The sequence below is a fragment of the Microbacterium sp. NPDC057741 genome (genome assembly GCF_042798735.1).
Lineage (GTDB): Bacteria > Actinomycetota > Actinomycetes > Actinomycetales > Microbacteriaceae > Microbacterium.
Genome location: NZ_JBHVJW010000003.1, coordinates 462284 through 482466 on the forward strand (window position 1 = coordinate 462284; position 20183 = coordinate 482466).

The following is a 20183-nucleotide window of genomic DNA, read 5'->3' on the forward strand; positions in this document are numbered from 1 at the left end:
CGGCCCTGCTTCGTGCTTCCGGGCCTCGCCTAGAATGGAGACATGCCCGAACCGAAAGTCGCCAGTTTCCCGGCGATCCGCGGTGCGCTGAAGTTCTATCAGGTCGCCTCCATCATCACCGGCGTCATGCTGCTGCTGCTGGTCACCGAGATGGTGCTGAAGTACACGCCGATCCACCTCGAGCTCTTCGCCGGCGGTTCCGGCGGACCACTGTGGTTCGCCCCCGTCGTGGAAGGCCCCGACGGCGGGCTGATCTCCACAGGCGACGGGTTCAACCTCTCGCTCGGCATCCTCGTCGCGCACGGCTGGTTCTACGTCGTCTACCTGTTCGCATGCTTCCGCATGTGGAGCCTGATGCGCTGGCGACTGCCGCGGCTCATCATGCTCGCCCTCGGCGGCGTCATCCCGCTGCTCTCGTTCTTCATGGAGACCCGCGTCGCACGCGAGGTCAGGGCATACCTGGCATCCCGCGAGGTGTCCGATTCCACAGCATCCGTTCCTGAAACCACCACGGAAGGCACCCGGTGACCGAACAGAACTCCGCCGCCGCACCCAGCCCGGACACCGCGCAGCGGCCGGCGCTCGTCGTCGACTTCGGCGCGCAGTACGCACAGCTCATCGCCCGTCGCGTCCGCGAGGCCGGCGTGTACAGCGAGATCGTGCCGCACACCGCGACCGCCGCCGAGATCGCCGCGAAGAACCCCGTCGCGATCATCCTCTCCGGTGGCCCTTCGTCGGTGTACGAGGAGGGTGCGCCGCAGCTCGACGCGGCCGTGCTCGACCTCGGCGTGCCGACCCTCGGCATCTGCTACGGCTTCCAGTACATGGCGCGCACCCTCGGCGGTGAGGTCGCCAACACCGGCCTGCGCGAGTACGGCGCGACCGACGCGATGATCCCCGAGAACGGCAGCACCCTGCTCGGTGGCGAGCCCGCGGAGCAGAACGTGTGGATGAGCCACGGCGATCAGGTCTCGCGCGCCCCCGAGGGCTTCGAGGTGCTGGCCACCACGGCCGCCACCAAGGTCGCCGCCTTCGCGAACGAGGAACGCCGCCTCTACGGCGTGCAGTGGCACCCCGAGGTGAAGCACTCCGATCACGGTCAGGCCGTGATCGAGAACTTCCTGCACAAGGGCGCGGGCCTGGCCGCCGACTGGAACAGTGACAACGTCATCGCCGAGCAGATCGAGCGCATCCGCGAGCAGGTCGGCGACGCGCGTGTCATCTCCGCGATGTCCGGCGGCGTCGACTCGGCCGTCTCCACCGCTCTCGTGCACAAGGCGATCGGCGACCAGCTCACCGCGGTCTTCGTCGACCACGGCCTGCTGCGCAAGGGCGAGCGGGAGCAGGTCGAGCGCGACTACGTGGCATCCACCGGCGTCCGCCTGATCACGGTCGACGCGGCCGACACGTTCCTGGGCCACCTGGCAGGCGTGACCGACCCGGAGACCAAGCGCAAGATCATCGGCCGGGAGTTCATCCGCACCTTCGAGCAGGTCCAGCGCGATCTCGTCGAAGAGGCCAAGGCCTCGGGCGAGAAGGTCAAGTTCCTCGTGCAGGGCACCCTGTACCCCGACGTCGTCGAATCCGGCGGTGGTGCGGGCACCGCGAACATCAAGTCGCACCACAACGTCGGCGGCCTGCCCGACGACCTCGACTTCGAGCTCATCGAGCCGCTGCGCGCCCTGTTCAAGGACGAGGTCCGCGCGATCGGCCGCGAGCTCGGCATCCCCGAGGCGATCGTCGGCCGCCAGCCGTTCCCCGGTCCCGGCCTCGGCATCCGCATCATCGGCGAGGTCACCCGCGAGCGTCTCGACGTGCTCCGCGAGGCCGACGCGATCGCTCGCGAAGAACTCAGCGCAGCCGGTCTCGACCAGACCATCTGGCAGTGCCCGGTCGTGCTGCTCGCCGACGTGCGCTCGGTGGGCGTGCAGGGCGACGGTCGCACCTACGGTCACCCGATCGTGCTGCGCCCGGTCTCGTCCGAGGACGCCATGACGGCCGACTGGACGCGCCTGCCCTACGACGTGCTCGCCAAGATCTCGAACCGCATCACCAACGAGGTGAGCGAGGTCAACCGGGTCGTCCTCGACGTCACGTCGAAGCCGCCGGCAACGATCGAGTGGGAGTGACGTAGGGGGCTTCCGCGCCCTGATCTTTGATCCGGGGTTCCGGGCTACGGGATCGTCGCCTTCGCTCGCAGAGCGGGTGCCCCTCCCGCTTCGCGGGTCCCTCCCCGATGCTCGCTCCGGCGACGATCCCTCCGCCCTCATGCCATTGGTATGGGGGCGGAAGGCGTTTGTGGGGGCAGGGGAGTTTCACGGCCGCTGCGCAGCGTGCGCCCGGGCAGGATCTCGGAGAACTGCGAGATCTCGGAGGAATGCCGCGGATCAGGTCCGGGGCCGCGCTGATCTCCGGGGTGTTGCCAGGTCAGGGGCCGCGCCAACGATGTGGCGGGCGGCCTGGAGAGCCGTCAGGCCGCGGGAGTCGGGATAGATGCCGTCGGCGAGGAGGGCGCGGATGCCGACGCGGCGGGCGCCCTCCACATCGGCGACGGGGTTGTCCCCGACCATCCAGGTGTCGTCGCCGGCATCCGTCACGCGCAGGGCGTGCGCGAACAGCAGCGGATTCGGCTTCTCGATGCCGACCGCCGCAATCGTGATCGTCACAGTGATCAGAGATGAGAGACCGAGAGCGGCGACGAGCCCCGGCAGGCCGGGGCCATGGTTGCTCAGGACGACGTTGTCGTATCCGGCATCCTGCACGAGCTCCAGCGCATCGACGGCGCCGTCGATGACGTGCCACGGCTCGACTCGGTAGTACTCGTCGAGCACGCGGGCGGATGCCGCGGACGCGACCTCTGAGGGCACCTCCTGTGCCAGCAGGGCGCGCGCGAAGACCGGCGCGAGGCGTGCGGCCCAGGTCTCCGCTGACAGCGGGGGAGAGGCGATGACCTCAGGCTCGTGCCAGGGGAATCCGCTGCGCAGGTGCGGCCGGACGAGTTCCGGATCGACCGTGATCGTGGCATCCACCGACCTCAGCGCGTCGACGACAGCCGCGGACCACATACCGTCACGGACGGCAAGCGTGCCGTCGAAGTCCCAGAACACCACCCGCCGATCGCCCGTCGCCACGAGCCCAGCCTAGGCACTGCGCAGCCGGTGGAACGATCTACGGGTGGCGGCGGATGCACCCGCGTGGGTTCCGCCATTCGTCGCCTCATCCGCCACCCGCAGACGACAGGCGAGCGCGAGCGAGGCGTGCGCGGGTACCCGCGGGTGGCGGATCGATCTGCGCATGGCGGAGCAGATGACGGCGTCTTGTCCGCCAACTGCCGAATCGTCCGCCGCCTGCAGGAGGAGCAGCAGGAGAACGGAGGGCGGCTAGAAGTGTCGGCCTCCGGAGCGACCCGAGGAACGGCTGCCGCCGGAGGAGCGGCTCGAGGATCTGCTGCTGGAGAAGCTGCGTGAGGACCGCGACGAGCCGCCCCACGACGAGCGGGACGAGCCGCCCCAACCCGAAGACGAGCCGCCGCTGCCGCTGGAGCTGCCGAATGCGCCGAGGAGAGCGCCGAAGGCGCCGCCGCCGAGCACGAACATCACCACGATCCCGGCGTTCCCGTCGCCGAGGCCCATGCCGCTGACGAGTCCGACGACGCCGCCGCTGAGCGCGCCGACGACCGCTTTCCCTCCCGTGCCCTCGCCGGAGCCCTCATCATCGGCATAGCTCTGCCATGATGACTCCGCTGCGGCGCCGGCCGCGTCATACATGACGGCGCCGTGGTCCGCCGGATGCGTGGATGGAGCCGACCGCGCGAACCGGCGCCCCTCGGGCGCCGCATCACCGCCGACGAGGCCCTGCACCTGACCGGCGGCGGCGAGGGCGGATGCGGCCTGGCGCTCGGCATCCGCGGCAACCGTGGCCGAACCGGCCGCGGCGAGCAGCTGCTGCGCGGAGTGCAGACGAGCCAGTGTGAAAGCGCTGACCCCGCCCGGCCGAGCCTGCACCGAGGCTTCGGCTGCGCGCACGGCGGCGGTCGCCTGGCTGAGGACAGAGCCGTCGATCTCCGGAGTGGCACTCGTCGACGGCCGCGCGGCGAGGGCTTCCGCCTGGGCCTCGATCGCGCTCCGCAGCTCCCTCGCCTCGGCCAGCCGTCGTTCGGTCTCGTGCACCGCATCGGTGATGGCCTTCGGCTTACGGGCATCCACCGCCTTCTGCAGCGCCTCGAGCTGCGCATCAGCCGCGCGCAGCCGCTCGCCGATCTGATCGGCGTTGTCGATGACTCCGATCAGATCGGCCGGAGCGAAGGCGGCAGCGAGTGAGGCGAGACGATCGGCGGCGTCGCTCTGCAGCGAGGCTGCGTCGGCGCGTGCCGCGTTCAGCCGAGCCAGAGTGTCCGGTGCGCTTTCGGCCAGCGCCCGCAGCGAGGCGAGCTCCTGCGTGCGGCCGTCGAGGCTCTCGTCGACCTCTCGGCAGAGCCGCAGGATCGTGTCCGTCCACTCCCTGGTCTCCGCGGTGGTGTCCTCCTCGGTGTCCTGCAGCTTCTCCAGAAGCTGGAAGCCCTCCTGCAGCCGGGCACGGCAGGTGCTGAGGAGGGCGGTGAACGACGCTGTGGTCTCCTCGCCGAACTCGGCCGTCACGAAGCCGAGCTCCTGCTCGCTGGTGCGCACCGCCTCATCGGTCTGCACCAGGCGGCGTGCTGCCGTCTTCTTCTGCCCCTCCAAGGTCTGCAGCTCGGCCGCCAGCGCCCTGCGACGACGCACGAAGAGGACCAGTCGAGTGAAGCCGAAGATGAGCAGCGCGAGCGCGGCCAGACCGAGCACCCACACCCACCAGGGCAGCGGCACCTTCGAGAACTCATCGGCCACGAATTCGATGCCCCCTGCCCAATCGTCGTCGGCCAAGTACTTCGAACCGAGATCGTCCTCGATCCCCAGGACGCGGCTCTCGGAGAGCGGACCGGCGTCCACGTCGCCGCCGCCGTACTCGGCCGAGATCGCGAGACTGCGACCATCGGTGGCGATCGCCAGCAGATACTGATCCGGCGCGAGGTTGTTGCGCAGCGCGGTCGCATCCGCCCACGCGAGCGCGTTCTCCGGGTCTTCGAAATCGGGGACGAGGACGACGTAGAGCTCGGGGAGCCCGTCAGCGGACGCCAGTTCGCCGAGGCGCCCTTCGAGCGCCGTCTCCTGGGCATCTGTCAGCACATCGGAGTAGTCGTGGACGTACCCCGGCTCGAGATCGGGCGGCGTCTGCGCACTCGCCGCGAGCGCCGGTCCGGCGAGCAGCCCACCCAGCAGCGCCACCGCGCCGAGCGCCACAGCGCGTCGTATCGGGTTCGTCATCAAGCCCCTCCAGCCGAAACGCGGTCCGCGCCCATCATGGCATGCGAGCAGGTTCCCGAATTCCGCGCCCTAGACGCTGACGCGCGCACCTCGCGTCCGGCAGGATGGTGACATGAGCAGAGGACGCACGAAGCTGTCGGTGATCGGTGCGGGCGGAGTCGGGGTGAGCGTCGCGTACGCCGCGCTGATCCGGGGGAGCGCGGCCGAGGTCGCGCTCTACGACATCGCCACCGAGAAGGTGGATGCCGAGGTGCTCGATCTCGCGCACGGCACCCAGTTCACCTCCTCATCGGTGAGCGGCGGCTCCGACCTGTCCGTCGTGGAGGGCAGCGACGTCGTCATCGTGACGGCCGGCGCGAAGCAGCAGCCGGGGCAGACCCGCATGGAGCTGGCCGGCACGAACGTGCGCATCCTCGAGAGCCTGATGCCCGGACTGCTGGAGCATGCCCCCGATGCCGTGTTCATCATCGTGACCAATCCCGCCGATGTGATGACCGTCGTCGCGCAGCGCATCACCGGACTGCCCGCGAACCGCGTCTTCGGTTCGGGCACCGTGCTGGACACCTCGCGGCTGCGCTGGCGCCTCGCGCAGCGCGCGGGGGTGAGCACCGCCAGTGTGCACGCCGACATCGTGGGCGAGCACGGCGACAGCCAGTTCCCGGTCTGGTCGAACGCGACGATCGGCCCGGTGCCGATCCTGGACTGGCCCGGCGAGCAGCGGTTCACGCCGGAGGAGCTCGACCGGATCGCCGTCGAGGTGCGGGATGCGGCGTACACGGTCATCCGGGGCAAGGGCGCCACCAACCTGGCGATCGGCGTCAGCGCCGCCCGCATCGCCGAGGCCGTGGTGCGTGACGAGCACGCCGTGCTGCCGGTCTCGACCGTGCTGAGCGGCGAGCACGGCATCGACGGTGTCGCGCTGTCGCTGCCCTCCGTTGTCAGCGCGTCCGGTGCGCTCCCCGTCGCAGGGATGCCGATGACGGAGGCCGAGGAAGCCAAGCTTCAGGCATCCGCCGCCGCCATCCGTGCGTCCCTGGACGCTCTCGACTGAACTGCCGCCCTTCGTCTCGCTGCGCTCGCTCAGGAGCCGGAGGAAATGCGCTCGCTCAGGAGCCGGGGGAAATGCGCTCGCTCAGGAGTCGGGGGACAGGTGCTTGAGCGCCTCCCGCCGCGACAACGGCGAGAGATCAGGATGCTGCGCGACGAAAGCCCGCACCCAGTCCGGGTCGTGCCTCCCCAGATCGCGCAGCGCCCATCCGATGGCCTTGCGGATGAAGAACTCCTGATCGGCGATGTTCGGCTCGATCGCGTCCGTCAGCAGTGCGCGATCGACGCGGTCCCGCCGCCCCAGCTGCGAGATGATCGCGACGCGGCGCATCCAGAAGTCCTCGTCCCCCGACCACACCCGCAGCTCGACGCCCATCTCGTCGGGGTGCGCGTCGAGCAGATCGGCGAGCCGGTGCGCGACCTCGTCGACGTGGTCCCACCAGGCGCCTGTGCGCACCATCTCCTCGTGCACGTCCAGCATGTCGAGCCGGCCGCGCAGCGGCGGCATCGCCATCAGTGCCTGCGCCGCGTACCGCTCCTCGCGGTGCACCGCCTCCCGCCACAGCTCGAGAGCGGCGTCGCGCAGCGTCGAGGCATCCTTCTCGTGCCTCGCGACCCCGCGCACAAGGCGCCGCACCTCGGGAACCCGCACTCCCAGGAACGGCATCGCGGACTTCATGTACGCCTGTTGGCCCGGCGCGAGCGCTGGATCAGCGGCCTCCTCCAGCGCGTCGCGCGCCTCGACGACAATGCCCATCCAGAAATCCTAGAAAAAGTTCTGCTCCGATGTCGATCGGCGCTCTTCTCGTTCGACGTCCTGAATGAGAGGGTCGAGAGACGGCCCCGAGATCGAGGAGATCATCATGAAGTACATGCTCATCATGCGCGCGGACGACTCCGGCGTCGAGGCATACCAGAACACCCCCTTCGAAGAGGTCATCGAGGCGATGGGGAAGTACAACGAGTCCATGCTCAAGGCCGGTGTGATGATCGGCGGCGAGGGGCTCACCGACGCCGAGGAGGGGTTCGTCGTGGACTTCTCCGCAGAGGCTCCGCTGATCACCGACGGCCCCTACGGCGAGACCAAGGAGCTGTTCAACGGCTTCTGGATCATCGAGGTGTCCACCCGCGAGGAGGCCGCGGAGTGGGCCAAGCGCGCACCGCTCGGCCCTGGTTCGTACCTCGAGGTGCGTCGCGTGACCGAGCTGTCGGACTTCCCCGAGGACAACGAGTGGATCCAGAAGGAGGCCGGCTGGCGCGAGGAGAACGAGCGCCGTGTCCAGAGCTGAGGATGCCGCGACGGCGCGCTCCCGCGAATCCGCGGAGCGCGCCGTCGCCGCCGTCTGGCGCATCGAGTCGGCGAAGATCGTCGCCACTCTGACCCGGATGACAGGCGACTTCGCGCTCGCCGAGGACCTCGCGCAGGACGCCCTGGCCGAGGCTCTCGAGCAGTGGCCGGATGCCGGCATCCCGAGCAATCCCGCCGCCTGGCTGACCGCGGTGGCCAAGCGCCGCGCGATCGACGGCTGGCGGCGGCGGGAGCGCTACGACGATCGCATGGCGGTGATCGCGCACGACCTGGAGCAGGAGCAGCAGGCTCAGATCGACCAGGGCGAGCCGTGGGACCCGGACGCCATCGATGACGACGTGCTGCGGCTGGTGTTCGTCGCCTGCCACCCCGTGCTCTCGCGCGAGGCGCGTGTCGCCCTGACGCTGCGGGTGGTCGGCGGTCTGTCCAGCGAGGAGATCGCCCGGGCCTTCCTGGTGCCGGTGGCGACCGTGCAGCAGCGCATCGTGCGGGCGAAGAAGACCCTCGGTGCGGCGAACGTGCCCTTCGAGGTTCCTCCGCGGGAGGAGTTCGCCGAGCGGCTGAGCGCTGTCCTCGGCGTGCTCTACCTGATCTTCAACGAGGGGCACTCGGCCAGCGCGGGCGACGACTGGATGCGTCCCGATCTGGCCCGGGAAGCTCTGCGACTGGGCAGGGTTCTGGCCTCTCTCACGCCCCGCGAGCCCGAGGCTCACGGGCTCGTCGCGTTGATGGAGCTCACCGCTGCGCGCTTCCCCGCACGGGTCGATGCGAACGGCGACCCGGTCCTGCTCGCAGACCAGGATCGCCGGCGCTGGGATCGCGGCGCGATCTCGCGCGGTCGCGCGGCCCTGGCGCGCACCGACGCTCTCGGCCGAGGCCGGGGGCCGTACGCCCTGCAGGCCGCGATCGCGGAGTGTCATGCCGTGGCGGCATCCATCGACGAGACCGACTGGGAGCGCATCGTGCTGCTCTACGAAGCGCTGGGACGCATCGCGCCCTCGCCGGTCGTGGAACTGAACAGGGCCGCGGCGGTGGCCATGGCGACCGGACCCGCCAACGCTCTGAAGATCCTCGACCGCCTCACCGAAGAAGGTGTTCTGCGCGGCTACCACCTGCTGCCCGCGACCCGCGCCGAGCTGCTGCTGCGCCTGGGCCGCGCCGAAGAGGCGCGCAGCGAGTTCGCCGTCGCCGCACGTCTGGCAGGCAACGACCGTGAGCGTGCGCTGCTGGAGGCCAAGGCGCGCGGCTGAAAAGGCGCGACGGCCGCCTCCGACAGAAGGCGGCCGTCGTCCTGCGGGCGGTCAGCTGCCGCGATACGTGGAGTACGCGAACGGACTGAGCAGCAGTGGCACGTGGTAGTGCTGCGTGTTGTCGGTGATGTAGAAGTCGATCGTCACCTCGGGGAAGAAGGTCTCCTTCTTCTGCGCGGTGAAGTAGGCCTCGGTCTCGAACGTGATCCGGTAGGCGCCCTCGGGCAGCGTCTTACCGCCGAGGTTCTCGATGCGGCCGTCCTTGTCGGTGATGCCCTCGGCGATCGTCTTCCAGGTGTCGCTCCTGCCGTTGCGCGCCTCGAGCGACACGTCGACGCCGGATGCCGGCTTGCCGATGCCGGTGTCGAGGATATGCGTGCTCAGCTGGCCGCGCTCGGTCGTGCCGGCGACGGTCTGCACCTTCAGTGGAGCCTTCTCCACGGGAGCGGCCGCGGGCACCGGCCCCGTCGCGCAGGCGGACAGGGCGAGGGCCACCGGCACAGCGAGCAGTGCGGCGACGAGAGGTGTGCGTCGGATCTTCACGTAGGCATCTCCTTTGATCTGTATGAACCACATCCGTTTCGCATGATGGAATCATGTGTCCGCATTGCGGATCGGATGTGACTCAGGAGCTTAGCGACTTGGTATACCAAAACAAGGGTTCAGTAACACGACGCAACATGTGCTCTCGGCATACGAAAAGGGCCGCTCTCCGAGGAGAGCGGCCCTTTCGAGATCAGATCAGTTGTTGCCGCGCAGGATCGCGATCATGCGCAGGATCTCGACGTACAGCCACACGACGGTGACCATGATGCCGAAGCCGCCGAGCCAGCCGTACTTGCGCGGTGCGCCGTTGCGCACGCCCTGCTGGATCTGGTCGAAGTCCATCACCAGCGAGTAGGCCGCCATGAAGACGACGAGGACGCCGATGATCAGGCCGAGCGGGATGCCGGCGATCTTCTGGCTGTACAGGCCGAACGGGCCGGCTGCCATCGAGACGTTGGTCCACATCAGGATCAGGTTGACCACCGAGAAGACCAGGTAGCCGAGCATCGCGATCATGACGATCTTGGTCATCTTCGCCGATGCCCGGATCTTGCCGCTCGCGAACAGAGCGAGGGTCACGCCGACCACCGAGAAGGTGGCGAGGGATGCCTGGATGACGATGCCCGGCCACAGCGTCTCGAAGAACGCCGAGATCGCACCGACGAAGAGGCCCTCGAAGGCGGCGTAGCCGAAGATCAGGCCCGGGCGCACCTTCTTGCGCGAGGTGAAGGTCACGACCATCGCGAGGACGAAGCCGCCGAGAGCGCCGACCATCCACGGGATCAGCGTGACGTCACCGGTGATCGGGTTCATGCTGGACATCGTCCAGACCCAGCCGACCACAGCGGTCGCGAGCAGGATGGCGAACAGGCCGACCGTCTTCCAGACCGTGTCCTCGACGGACATCCGGTCGGTCTCGATGGCACCGGCCGACGGTGCGGCGTACATGCCTTCGAGGTTCGCGTTGACCGCGGCGGCCTGGGCGGCGGTGGGCACAGGAGCGGGCGGCGGAGCATAGGTGCCCGCCTGCGGCGCGGCCTGCTGCGGCGCGCCAGGATACGTGGCGGCCTTGCGCGGGTCCTGCTGCTGGAACGCCGGGTTGTTGAACGCGAAGTTGCTCATGCTGTGGATCACTCCAAAGGGGATCGGTCCCGGGGGATCGGTCGATGTCAGACAAGTCTACGGAGAATCCCTATGAACGGGGTGCTTTACGCTGAAAGCGTGGCCAGGAGATCTCCGCTCGTCATCGGGCACCGCGGTGCGCCCGGCTACCGCCCCGAGCACAGCCGGTCCTCATATGAACTGGCGCTCGCGATGGGCGTCGACGCCGTCGAGCCCGATGTCGTCGCCACGCGCGACGGCGTGCTGGTGGTCCGGCACGAGAACGACATCTCCGGCACGACGGATGTCGCGGATCACCCGGAGTTCGCGGACCGCCGCACCACGAAGAAGGTGGACGGCGAGGCGCACACCGGCTGGTTCACCGAGGACTTCACCTGGGCCGAGCTGAGCACGCTGCGCACCCGTGAGCGGCTGCCGAGGCTGCGGCCGTCGAGCGCGGGCTTCGACGACACCCAGCCGATGCTTCGGCTGACCGACCTGCTCGACCTGGTGCGGACCGGTTCGGCCGAGCACGGCCGTGAGATCGGCGTGGTGCTGGAGGTCAAGCACGCCACGTACTTCGAGAGCATCGGGCTCGACCTGGTGCCGCTGATCGCACGCGACCTGCGCGCGGCAGGGTGGGCCGATGGCGAACTGCCGCTGATCGTGGAGTCCTTCGAGCAGACCGTGCTGCACCGGCTGCGCGCACAGGGCATCGCCGCGTCGTTCATCTACCTGATCGAGGCGAGCGGAAAGCCGTTCGACCAGGTCGCCGCGCTGGGCCGCGCAGCTCCCACCTATCGCTCCGAGGTCGAGCCCGCCGGCCTCGACCGCCTGGTCGGCGCCGTCGACGGCATCAGCGTGAACAAGCGGATGCTGCTGGGCCGGGACGCCGTCCTGGTCGATCACGCGCATGCCAGGGGCCTGCGCGTCTTCACCTGGACCTGCCGCCCGGAGAACCAGTTCCTGGATGTCGCCTACCGCGGGTCCGGGGGCAAAGCGGCCTTCGGCGAGTACGAGGCCGAGTGGGATGCGATCGCGCGCACCGGCGTGGACGGCGTCTTCGTGGATCATCCCGACCTCGGGGTGGCGTTCTTCCGCTGACCGCGCGGAGACCCTCGGCGTTCCACTATGGTTCGGCCATGAGTGGAATCGTCGCGGAGCACGTCCGCCGGTCGTTCGGTCAGGTCCATGCGGTGGCGGATGCCTCGTTCCAGGCACTCCCGGGAAGGGTGACCGGCCTGGTCGGGCCGAACGGTGCGGGCAAGACGACACTGCTGCTGATGCTGGCATCGCTGCTGGCGCCCGATGACGGCAGCATCCGCATCGGCGACGTCGACCCGGTGACCGATCCGGGCTCGGCGCGACGGCTGCTGGGCTGGATGCCCGACGCGCTCGGCGCCTGGCCGTCGCTGACGGCGCGGGAGAGCATCGTGACGACGGCGCGGCTGCATGACATGTCGCCCGCCGATGCCGCGGCGCGGGCGGACGAGCTGCTCGGGGTCGTCGGGCTCGCCGACCATGCGAAGTCGCCGGCGCGCGTGCTCTCCCGCGGGCAGAAGCAGAAACTGGGCCTGGCCCGCGCGCTCGTGCACGACCCGCAGGTGCTGCTGCTCGACGAACCGGCATCCGGACTCGATCCCGAGGCCCGTGTGCAGCTGCGCATCATGCTGCGCGGTCTCGCCGCCCGGGGCAAGACGGTGCTGATCTCCAGTCACGTGCTCTCCGAGCTCGAGGAGGTCATCGACGATGCGGTCTTCATGGTCGCGGGATCGGTGGTCGACCCCGGTGTCACACGCTCGCAGCGCGCGTACCGCGTGCGCCTCGCGACGACGGATGCCACGTCGTCCGTCGCGGTGGCGCTGGGACTGCCCGCAGACCAGGTCGGCGACGACCGGGGTGACGCGCTGGTCTCGTTCGCAGACGACGAGGGCGTCGTCGAGGGTCTGCGACGGCTGGTGGGCGCGGGCCTGCCGGTGCTGGAGTTCGCCCCCGCGCAGAGCGCCCTCGAGGCGTCGTTCCTCGCCCTGCGGCATCCCGATCCCGGCGTCGCGCCGCCGCCTCCCGCCGGCACTCCCGGCACCGTGCAGGAAGGAGCGGGTTCATGAGCTTCGCGCGCATCCGCACCATCGCCCGCCTCGAGCTGACGCAGCGCCTGCGCAGCGTGGGCTGGTACGTGCTGGTCGGCGTCTTCGTGCTGCTGCTGATCGGCATCACGGCGCTGTCGTTCCTGGTCTTCTCGTTCCAGAGCGAGCCCAACGCGGGCGTCTACTCGATCGTCGTCAACTTCGTGCTGCTGCTGGTCGTGCTGGTGTCGCCGACCCTGTCCGGCAACGCGATCAACGGCGACCGCGAGGCTGCGACGCTCGCACCGATCCAGGTCACGGCCGCCACCACGGGCGACATCATGCTCGGCAAGCTGCTGGCCGCCGTCGCGACCGGTGCGGTGTTCCTCGTGATCGCCGTGCCGTTCCTGCTGATCAGCATGCTCGGCGGTGGTGTGTCCGTGGGCGTGCTGCTGTCCTCGCTGCTGGTGCTGCTGGCCGAGATCATCGTCGTCGCGGCCCTGGGGGTGGGACTCAGCGGCCTGATCGCCCGCCCATTGTTCTCGATCGCCGCAACCTATCTGGCGGTGTCGGCGCTGGTGCTCGGCACCGTCATCGTCTTCGGTCTGGGCGGTGCGGCGATCCGCACCGAGTTCAGCCAGCAGGAACGACCGTGGGACGACAGCACGGGAGAGCCGATCTGCGACAGCTGGACCGAGACGGCCGTCGAGCAGCCCCGCTTCGACCTGGTCTGGGGAGCCCTCGCGGCCAACCCCTTCGTGGTGCTCGCGGACGCGACCCCGACGACTTTCAGGGACGGCTACCCGACCGACCTGTTCGGGCAGCTGAAGGTCGGCGTGCGCCTGGCCCAGCGGACGCCCGAGCCCATGCGATGGGATCCCTGCGACAACGGCTGGGAGAACGGGCCGACCCCCGAGGAGCTCATCGCGGGCACGGTGCCCAGTTGGTTCGTCGGCCTCGGCGTGCAGGTGGTGTTGGCGGGCGGCCTGTTCGCCGGTGCCTGGGCGCGCACGCGCACACCGGCGCGTCGTCTGCCGCCCGGCACGCGCATCGCCTGAGCCGAGCGGGGGCCCGGCTGAGCCGGTGTCGGGGCCCGCGCCTAGACTCGAAGGGACATGACCGAAGCACCTCTCATCGTTCCCGCATCCGCCGGCCCCCAGGCCTCCGACGACCTGCTCGCAGGGCTCAACCCGCAGCAGCTCGACGCGGTGACGCATCGCGGTCCTGCGCTGCTGATCGTCGCGGGTGCAGGGTCGGGCAAGACCAGCGTGCTCACCCGGCGCATCGCCCTGCTGCTGCGCAACCGCGAGGCATGGCCCAGCCAGATCCTGGCGATCACGTTCACCAACAAGGCCGCGGGTGAGATGCGCGAGCGCGTCGGCGCGCTGGTCGGCGATGCCGCGCGCGGCATGTGGATCTCCACCTTCCACTCGGCCTGCGTGCGCATCCTGCGCCGAGAGGCGGGACAGTTCGGCTTCACGCAGAACTTCACCATCTACGACTCCGGCGACTCCCGCGCGCTCATCAAGCGCCTGGTCAAGGAGCACGAGGCCGACGCGTACGGCCTCACCCCGGCATCCGTGCAGGGCCGCATCTCGAAGCTCAAGAACGAGCTGCAGGACGCCGAGTCCTACGCCCGCGACGCGAACATGAACGACCCGGCCGAGCGCCTGTTCGCCGAGATCTTCGCCGACTACCAGCGCCGCCTGCAGAAGGCGAACGCCTTCGACTTCGACGACCTGATCGGGCAGACGGTATACCTGTTCCGTGCCTTCCCGCACGTCGCCGACACCTACCGGCGCCGGTTCCGGCACATCCTGGTGGACGAGTACCAGGACACCAACCACGCCCAGTACGCGCTCATCCACGAGCTCACCCGGCCCGTGCAGGGCGATGCTCCCGATCCTTATGCCTCGAACGGCATGATGATCTTCGAGCCGAGCCCTTCGTCAGGCTCAGGAACCGGTGAAGAGGCCGGCGCATCGCTCACCGTCGTCGGTGACTCCGACCAGTCGATCTACGCCTTCCGCGGCGCCGACATCCGCAACATCAGCGAGTTCGAGCGCGATTTCCCGGGCGCCAAGGTCGTGCTGCTCGAGCAGAACTACCGCTCGACGCAGAACATCCTCTCGGCCGCCAACGCGGTGATCGGCAACAACTTCGACCGCAAGGACAAGAAGCTCTGGAGCGACAAGGGCGACGGCGAGAAGATCGTCGGCTTCACCGGCTACTCGCAGCACGACGAGGCGCAGTTCGTGGCCGACGAGGTCGAGGCGCTGCGCCGGGCCGGCATGCCGTACTCCGAGATGGCGGTGTTCTACCGCACCAACTCGCAGTCCCGCGCGCTGGAGGAGATCTTCATCCGCGCCGCGGTGCCGTACAAGATCATGGGCGGCACGAAGTTCTACGAGCGCGCCGAGATCAAGGACGCCCTGGCCTACCTGGTCTCGGTAGCCAACCCTGCCGACGAGCAGTCGCTGCGGCGCATCCTGAACAAGCCGCGGCGCGGCATCGGAGATGTGACCGAGACATCGATCGCGCGCTTCGCGGAGGAGCAGGGCATCACATTCCGCGAGGCGCTCTCGCACCCGACCCAGCTCGGCGTCGGCCCGAAGCTGCAGGCCGCGATCGGGCAGCTCGACCAGGTGCTCACCGAGGCGACGTCGATCATGATGCCGGCATCCGGCGAGGTGCCCTCGGCGACCTCGGTGGCCGAGGGGCTGTCGCTGCTGCTCGAGAAGAGCGGCTACTTCGAGTCGCTGCGGCGCAGCCGCGATCCGCAGGACGAGGCTCGGCTCGAGAACCTCGACGAGTTCGTCGCGGTCACCCGCGACTTCGCGCGCAACAACCCTGACGGCACTCTGGTGGACTTCCTCACCGAGGTCGCGCTGGTGTCGGATGCCGATGACCTCGATGACGAGTCGGGCACGGTGTCGCTGATGACGATGCACACCGCGAAGGGGCTGGAGTACGACGCGGTCTTCGTCACCGGCGTCGAGGAGGACCTCATCCCGCACCGCATCTCGGCCGGCGAGCCGGGCGGCCCGCAGGAGGAGCGCCGGCTGTTCTATGTCGGCATCACGCGCGCACGCAAGCGTCTGCACCTGTCGCTGGCGATGACCCGCGCGCAGTTCGGTGAGGTGTCGGTCGCCATGCCGAGCCGGTTCCTGCAGGAGATCCCCGCAGAGCTGATCGACTGGCGGCAGTCGCCGGGAGACGTGAACTCCCGTGGCGGCACCCAGTCTCGCGCTCTGAACGCCCGGCGCCAGGGCGGCTTCGGCGGTGGCGGCGGACGCGACCGGTTCGCCGCGCAGCCGCTCGAGAAGCGCCTCACGCCGTTGTCCACAGCGATGGACAAGTTCCCGAACAAGGTCACCGCGAAGGTGCGCGACAACGGTGATCTCGAGCTGGAGGCGGGGGACCGCATCCGGCACGACGACTTCGGCGAGGGGCGCATCGAGGCCGTCACGGGCGAGGGTGCGAAGCGCATCGCGCACGTGCGCTTCGACACCGCAGGTCAGAAGAAGCTGCTGATCAAGATCGCCCCGATCGTCAAGCTCTGACGCTCCTCAGTCGCCCCGCGAGCCGAGGAACGAGCGAGCGGCGTACTGAGCGAGCGAAGCGAGTCGAGGTGACGAAACGCTCTCTCAGATCACCTCGGCGCGTCTCGTCTCTGCATTTCGCTCGCTGCGCTCGATCGACGACCATCGCTCGCTCAACGACCGGTCGTCGGGCGGTTAGGCTTCTGCATATGGCCCTGTTCTCCCGCCGCAAGAAGACCGCAGATCCCTCCACCGTCGAAGAGGATGCCGCGGTTCCGGGCGCTCCCGTCGAGGATGTCGCAGCCCCGGAGCAGGTGGAGGAGGTCGTACCCGACGTCGCCATCTCGGTGCAGGCGTTCCGCGGGGTCGGCGCGGATGCCGGCCCGGAGGTCTCCGCACCGGTGGACGAGGACTCGTCCACCGGCCTCGATGACGACGCTCCCGAGGAGCCCGTGGTCGCGCCGCGGCGAGAGCCCACCATCAACGTCATCGAGACCGAGAAGCCCCGCCTTCCGCTCGCCTCTGCGCTGCCGCCGGAGGACACCCACACCATCGAGGGTCTCAAGGACAACGTGCTGCTGCGCGAGGCGCTCGCCGAGATCGCCGAGGGTGCGAGCAACGAGGAGCTGCTCGGCGTGATGCGCCAGTCGATGCAGGGGCACCTGTACCTGCGGGTCTACGGTGATGCCGGCCAGCAGATCAATGACGGCGAGGCGCTGTCGGTCGCCGTGATCCGCGAGGACGAGAAGTCCTTCCTGCTCGCCTTCGCCTCGGGAGCGGCGCTCCGCGCGGCCGTCGATGCCGAGGAAGACCCCGCGGCGACCTCCGCGATGGCGCAGCCGGTGGGTCTCATCTACCAGCAGGTCATCGACGGCGGCTTCACCGGCATCATCATCGACAACGCCTCGGCCCCGCACCGCGTGGTCTTCCCCACCGAGCTGCTGCAGCAGGCGCTGGACCAGGGCGATCCTGCCATGGTGATCAAGAGCCTGGTCTCGTCGCCCCGCGAGCCCGACACCGCCGCACGGGTCGGTGAGGCGCTCGCCAAGAAGAAGGTCTGGGTCGCTGTCAGCGACGGCCTGAACGGTGCACCGGTCGGCATCGCCGAGGCGCACACTGCCGACGGCAAGCGATTCCTGCAGGTGTTCTCGCACCCGCTCGAGGTCGTCGCACTGGGCCGTGACGACCGGCCGATGCCCTTCGAGCCCGAGCAGCTCGCGAAGGTGCTCAGCAGCCACAGCGAGCTCGCGGGCGTGATCGTCGACTCCGCGGGTCCGTCCCTCGCGGTCGAGCGCGACGTGCTCGGACCGGTGCTCGTGCTCGCCGTGGACCTCGGCGACTGACCTCGAGGCGGCATCACCCGTGTTCTCGTGATCTAATGTAGGTAAGGCTTACCTACATTCGGACGGGTGGACACATGCTCATCGACGACACCGTGATCGACGCGGTCACCGCGCACATGAACGGCGACCACGCCGCCGACAACCTGCTCATCGCACGCGCGTTCGGAGCGCCTGAGGCGTCCGGGGCCGTGATGGTCGGCCTGGACGATTCGCGCGGCCGGTGGCAGGTGGACGAGCCGCACGGACTGCGGGAGATCGCGGTCGCCTGGCCGATCGAGATCACCGAGCGCCGGGACATCAGGCGCGCGGCCGTCGAGCTGTACCGCGCCGCCTGCGCGCGGCTCGGCGTCGAGCCGCGCGCTGAGGAGCAGCGCCCCGCGCATCACGACCACATCCACGGGGCGCGCGCCGCAGCGACAGAGGAGACCCCAGGGTTCGCCCGCGAACTGCGCGAGGCCACCTGGGGTGACCACGGCGACAGCGAAGGCGCCGAGTTCATGACCGGTATCATGCGCGGTCGCGGAACCCGCGCGGACTACACCCAGTTGGTCGTGCAGCACTGGTACATGTACGAGGCGCTGGAACGTGCATCCGCTCTTCTCTCGGCCGACCCGCTGCTGGCCGGTGTGCACCCGCCCGCGCTGCTCCGTCGTGACGCACTGATCAGCGATCTTGAGACGCTGATCGGGCCGGAATGGCGTGACGCGATCGAAGCCGTCCCCGCCACGGTCGCGTATGCGCAGCGCATCGACGAGCTGGCCGAGCAGGGCTCGGTCGCAGGCATCCTCGCGCACCACTACACGCGCTATCTCGGCGATCTGTCCGGCGGTCAGGTGATCGCCCGGCGGGTCTCGCGACAGTTCGGCGGCGGTGTGTCGTTCTACGACTTCTCAGCGATCGATGACGTGGACGAGTTCAAGGCGGCCTACCGGCGCACCCTCGACGCGTTCGGGAAGACGCTGGACGCGTCCGAACGCGCACGCATGCTCGACGAGGTCCGTTCCGCCTATCGGTTCAACACCGAGGTGTTCGCAGACCTCGGACGAGCCCGCGCCCTCGCCTGACGGTTCCGTGCGGCTGCGCGCCGTCGTAGTCTCGGAGCATGGCCTCTGAGCGTGTGACGCTGACCGTGACCGACACCGACTCCGGTGAGGACGTCGAGCGCGAGATCGGGCTGTCCAGCCCGAACAAGGTCGTCTGGCCGGTGCCGGACGGCGAGGGCATCACGAAGGCCGAGTACGCGGACTACGTGCAGACCGTGTCGGTGCCGTTCCTGAACTCCACCGGCCACCGTCCGGTGTCTCTGGAGCGGTTCCGCGACGGCGTCGAGGGTGAGAGCTTCTTCTCGAAGAACCCGCCGAAGGGCACGCCCGACTTCGTCGACTCCGTGATGTGCACGTATAACAGCGGCCGAAAGCATCCGCAGATCGTGCTGAACCGTACCAGTGCCATCGTCTGGGCCGTGCAGATGAACACGATCGTTTTCCACCCGTGGGCGTCGCTCGCGGCCGACACCGACAACCCCGTCGAGCTGCGCATCGACCTCGATCCGCAGCCCGGAACGGGAATGGCCGAGGCGATTCTCGCGGCGCGCGAGCTGCGCGAGGTGCTGCGCGAGGCGGGTCTCGAGCCCTTCATCAAGACCAGCGGCAACCGCGGTCTGCACGTGTTCTGCCCGATCGTCCCGGAGTGGGAGTTCCTCACGGTGCGGCATGCGGTGATCGCGGCCGGTCGCGAGCTCGAGCGGCGGATGCCGCAGGCGGTGACCACGAACTGGTGGAAGGAGGAGCGCGGGGAGCGCATCTTCGTCGACTTCAACCAGGCCAACCGTGACCGCACCATGGCCGGCGCGTACAGCGCACGAGCGCTCGTCGGGGCGCCGGTGTCGACTCCGCTGCACTGGGACGAGCTCGACGACCTCGATCCGAAGCGCTTCACCGTGCGCAGCATCCCGGCCAGGCTCGCCGAGGTCGGCGACCCGTGGGCCGGCATGCAGGACGCACCCGCCCGCATCGACACGCTCCTGCAGTGGTGGGATCGCGATGTGGAGAACGGTCTCGGCGAACTGCCGTTCCCGCCGGAATTCCCGAAGATGCCCGGGGAGCCGCCGCGCGTGCAGCCGAGCAAGAAGGTCGCCGCGAACTGGGAGAACGATGCCTGAGCGGACCGGGACGATCGACCGTCTCGTCGCGCGCCTGCTGGCGACGCCCTGGCTCGTGCGCGCACCGATCTGGCTGTACCGGTCGGGCTTCGGCTGGATCTTCGGCGACCGTCTCGTGATGATCGAGCACCTCGGGCGGAAGTCGCACGAGCGCCGGTTCGTCGTCGTCGAGGTCGCCGAGCGCGAGCACAACGTGATCCGGGTGGCATCCGGCTTCGGCAGGAAGGCGCAGTGGTACCGCAATCTGCAGGCCAACGGCGTCGCCTACCTCAGCACCGGGCATGCGCGCAGGGCGCGCGCGGCGGTGCGGATGCTCGGCCCCGAAGAGTCCGCGGAACGGCTGAAGGTGTATGCCGCCGAGCATCCAGAGGCATGGAAGCACCTCAGCGCGGCCATGGACTACGCGGCCGGGGGAGCGGCGGACATCCCGATCGTGGAGTTCACCCCGCCCAAGACCGCACCGTGAGCGAGGAGCG

18 protein-coding genes are annotated in these 20183 nt (G+C 69.2%); 13 read left to right on the forward strand and 5 right to left on the reverse strand.

Annotated elements, in window-relative coordinates; all coding sequences use genetic code 11:
* Positions 1–42: 42 nt before the first annotated feature.
* A complete protein-coding gene (locus ACFVDO_RS13120) occupies positions 43–528 on the forward strand; it encodes a DUF3817 domain-containing protein (protein WP_378857732.1) in 486 nt (161 codons plus the stop codon).
* The gene (guaA, locus tag ACFVDO_RS13125; RefSeq protein WP_378857731.1) at positions 525–2129 is read left to right on the forward strand and encodes a glutamine-hydrolyzing GMP synthase; all 1605 of its coding nucleotides are present in this window, start codon (positions 525–527) and stop codon (positions 2127–2129) included. The genes ACFVDO_RS13120 and guaA overlap by 4 nt, the downstream gene beginning before the upstream one ends.
* A gap of 258 nt (positions 2130–2387) precedes the next feature.
* Here guaA and ACFVDO_RS13130 read toward each other — a convergent pair whose 3' ends face one another.
* Entirely contained in the window at positions 2388–3131 is a 744-nt protein-coding gene (locus tag ACFVDO_RS13130) for an HAD-IA family hydrolase (RefSeq protein ID WP_378859323.1), read from the reverse strand.
* Between the two features lie 249 nt (positions 3132–3380).
* On the reverse strand, positions 3381–5342 hold the full coding sequence (locus ACFVDO_RS13135; protein WP_378859324.1) for a TPM domain-containing protein: 1962 nt from the start codon (positions 5340–5342) through the stop codon (positions 3381–3383).
* 112 nt (positions 5343–5454) lie between these two features.
* Here ACFVDO_RS13135 and ACFVDO_RS13140 point away from each other — a divergent pair, with 112 nt between their 5' ends.
* The gene (locus ACFVDO_RS13140) at positions 5455–6393 is read left to right on the forward strand and encodes an L-lactate dehydrogenase (RefSeq protein WP_378859325.1); all 939 of its coding nucleotides are present in this window, start codon (positions 5455–5457) and stop codon (positions 6391–6393) included.
* 81 nt (positions 6394–6474) lie between these two features.
* Here ACFVDO_RS13140 and ACFVDO_RS13145 read toward each other — a convergent pair whose 3' ends face one another.
* On the reverse strand, positions 6475–7146 hold the full coding sequence (locus ACFVDO_RS13145; RefSeq protein ID WP_378859326.1) for a DNA alkylation repair protein: 672 nt from the start codon (positions 7144–7146) through the stop codon (positions 6475–6477).
* Between the two features lie 106 nt (positions 7147–7252).
* Between ACFVDO_RS13145 and ACFVDO_RS13150 the strand changes: the two genes are divergently transcribed.
* Both ACFVDO_RS13150 and ACFVDO_RS13155 read left to right on the forward strand, forming a co-directional pair.
* The gene (locus ACFVDO_RS13150; RefSeq protein ID WP_378859327.1) at positions 7253–7678 is read left to right on the forward strand and encodes a YciI family protein; all 426 of its coding nucleotides are present in this window, start codon (positions 7253–7255) and stop codon (positions 7676–7678) included.
* A 97-nt stretch (positions 7679–7775) separates the two neighbouring features.
* Entirely contained in the window at positions 7776–8948 is a 1173-nt protein-coding gene (locus tag ACFVDO_RS13155; RefSeq protein ID WP_378859358.1) for an RNA polymerase sigma factor, read from the forward strand.
* 51 nt (positions 8949–8999) lie between these two features.
* Here the strand turns inward: ACFVDO_RS13155 and uraH are convergent, their stop codons facing one another.
* Positions 9000–9368: a hydroxyisourate hydrolase gene (uraH, locus tag ACFVDO_RS13160; RefSeq protein ID WP_378859359.1), complete on the reverse strand. Its 369-nt coding sequence runs from the start codon at positions 9366–9368 to the stop codon at positions 9000–9002.
* Between the two features lie 321 nt (positions 9369–9689).
* Positions 9690–10616: a Bax inhibitor-1/YccA family protein gene (locus ACFVDO_RS13165; protein ID WP_378859328.1), complete on the reverse strand. Its 927-nt coding sequence runs from the start codon at positions 10614–10616 to the stop codon at positions 9690–9692.
* 99 nt (positions 10617–10715) lie between these two features.
* Here ACFVDO_RS13165 and ACFVDO_RS13170 point away from each other — a divergent pair, with 99 nt between their 5' ends.
* The 8 genes from ACFVDO_RS13170 to ACFVDO_RS13205 all read left to right on the forward strand — a co-directional run bounded on the left by ACFVDO_RS13170 (position 10716) and on the right by ACFVDO_RS13205 (position 20173).
* The gene (locus ACFVDO_RS13170) at positions 10716–11699 is read left to right on the forward strand and encodes a glycerophosphodiester phosphodiesterase family protein (RefSeq protein ID WP_378859329.1); all 984 of its coding nucleotides are present in this window, start codon (positions 10716–10718) and stop codon (positions 11697–11699) included.
* Between the two features lie 38 nt (positions 11700–11737).
* Complete coding sequence (locus ACFVDO_RS13175) at positions 11738–12703, forward strand: ABC transporter ATP-binding protein (RefSeq protein WP_378859330.1); 966 nt, start codon at positions 11738–11740, stop codon at positions 12701–12703.
* Complete coding sequence (locus tag ACFVDO_RS13180; RefSeq protein WP_378859331.1) at positions 12700–13719, forward strand: ABC transporter permease; 1020 nt, start codon at positions 12700–12702, stop codon at positions 13717–13719. The genes ACFVDO_RS13175 and ACFVDO_RS13180 overlap by 4 nt, the downstream gene beginning before the upstream one ends.
* 57 nt (positions 13720–13776) lie before the next feature.
* The gene (locus tag ACFVDO_RS13185) at positions 13777–16224 is read left to right on the forward strand and encodes an ATP-dependent helicase (protein ID WP_378859332.1); all 2448 of its coding nucleotides are present in this window, start codon (positions 13777–13779) and stop codon (positions 16222–16224) included.
* 188 nt (positions 16225–16412) lie between these two features.
* Positions 16413–17546: an SseB family protein gene (locus ACFVDO_RS13190; protein WP_378859333.1), complete on the forward strand. Its 1134-nt coding sequence runs from the start codon at positions 16413–16415 to the stop codon at positions 17544–17546.
* 74 nt (positions 17547–17620) lie between these two features.
* A complete protein-coding gene (locus ACFVDO_RS13195; protein WP_378859334.1) occupies positions 17621–18610 on the forward strand; it encodes a biliverdin-producing heme oxygenase in 990 nt (329 codons plus the stop codon).
* A gap of 38 nt (positions 18611–18648) precedes the next feature.
* Positions 18649–19707 (forward strand): non-homologous end-joining DNA ligase, encoded by a 1059-nt coding sequence (ligD, locus tag ACFVDO_RS13200; protein WP_378859335.1) that lies wholly within the window; start codon positions 18649–18651, stop codon positions 19705–19707.
* Complete coding sequence (locus tag ACFVDO_RS13205; protein ID WP_378859336.1) at positions 19700–20173, forward strand: nitroreductase family deazaflavin-dependent oxidoreductase; 474 nt, start codon at positions 19700–19702, stop codon at positions 20171–20173. Before ligD ends, ACFVDO_RS13205 begins: the two co-directional genes overlap by 8 nt.
* Positions 20174–20183: the final 10 nt, after the last annotated feature.

Bases quoted from the DNA above. Each gene is read 5' to 3' on its own strand.
- ACFVDO_RS13120 (WP_378857732.1), top strand. From the start codon at position 43: ATGCCCGAACCGAAAGTCGCCAGTTTCCCGGCGATCCGCGGTGCGCTG.
- ACFVDO_RS13135 (WP_378859324.1), bottom strand. From the start codon at position 5,342: ATGACGAACCCGATACGACGCGCTGTGGCGCTCGGCGCGGTGGCGCTG.
- ACFVDO_RS13140 (WP_378859325.1), top strand. From the start codon at position 5,455: ATGAGCAGAGGACGCACGAAGCTGTCGGTGATCGGTGCGGGCGGAGTC.
- ACFVDO_RS13145 (WP_378859326.1), bottom strand. From the start codon at position 7,146: ATGGGCATTGTCGTCGAGGCGCGCGACGCGCTGGAGGAGGCCGCTGAT.
- ACFVDO_RS13150 (WP_378859327.1), top strand. From the start codon at position 7,253: ATGAAGTACATGCTCATCATGCGCGCGGACGACTCCGGCGTCGAGGCA.
- ACFVDO_RS13155 (WP_378859358.1), top strand. From the start codon at position 7,776: ATGACAGGCGACTTCGCGCTCGCCGAGGACCTCGCGCAGGACGCCCTG.
- ACFVDO_RS13165 (WP_378859328.1), bottom strand. From the start codon at position 10,616: ATGAGCAACTTCGCGTTCAACAACCCGGCGTTCCAGCAGCAGGACCCG.
- ACFVDO_RS13175 (WP_378859330.1), top strand. From the start codon at position 11,738: ATGAGTGGAATCGTCGCGGAGCACGTCCGCCGGTCGTTCGGTCAGGTC.
- ACFVDO_RS13180 (WP_378859331.1), top strand. From the start codon at position 12,700: ATGAGCTTCGCGCGCATCCGCACCATCGCCCGCCTCGAGCTGACGCAG.
- ACFVDO_RS13185 (WP_378859332.1), top strand. From the start codon at position 13,777: ATGACCGAAGCACCTCTCATCGTTCCCGCATCCGCCGGCCCCCAGGCC.
- ACFVDO_RS13190 (WP_378859333.1), top strand. From the start codon at position 16,413: ATGGCCCTGTTCTCCCGCCGCAAGAAGACCGCAGATCCCTCCACCGTC.
- ACFVDO_RS13195 (WP_378859334.1), top strand. From the start codon at position 17,621: ATGCTCATCGACGACACCGTGATCGACGCGGTCACCGCGCACATGAAC.
- ligD (WP_378859335.1), top strand. From the start codon at position 18,649: ATGGCCTCTGAGCGTGTGACGCTGACCGTGACCGACACCGACTCCGGT.
- ACFVDO_RS13205 (WP_378859336.1), top strand. From the start codon at position 19,700: ATGCCTGAGCGGACCGGGACGATCGACCGTCTCGTCGCGCGCCTGCTG.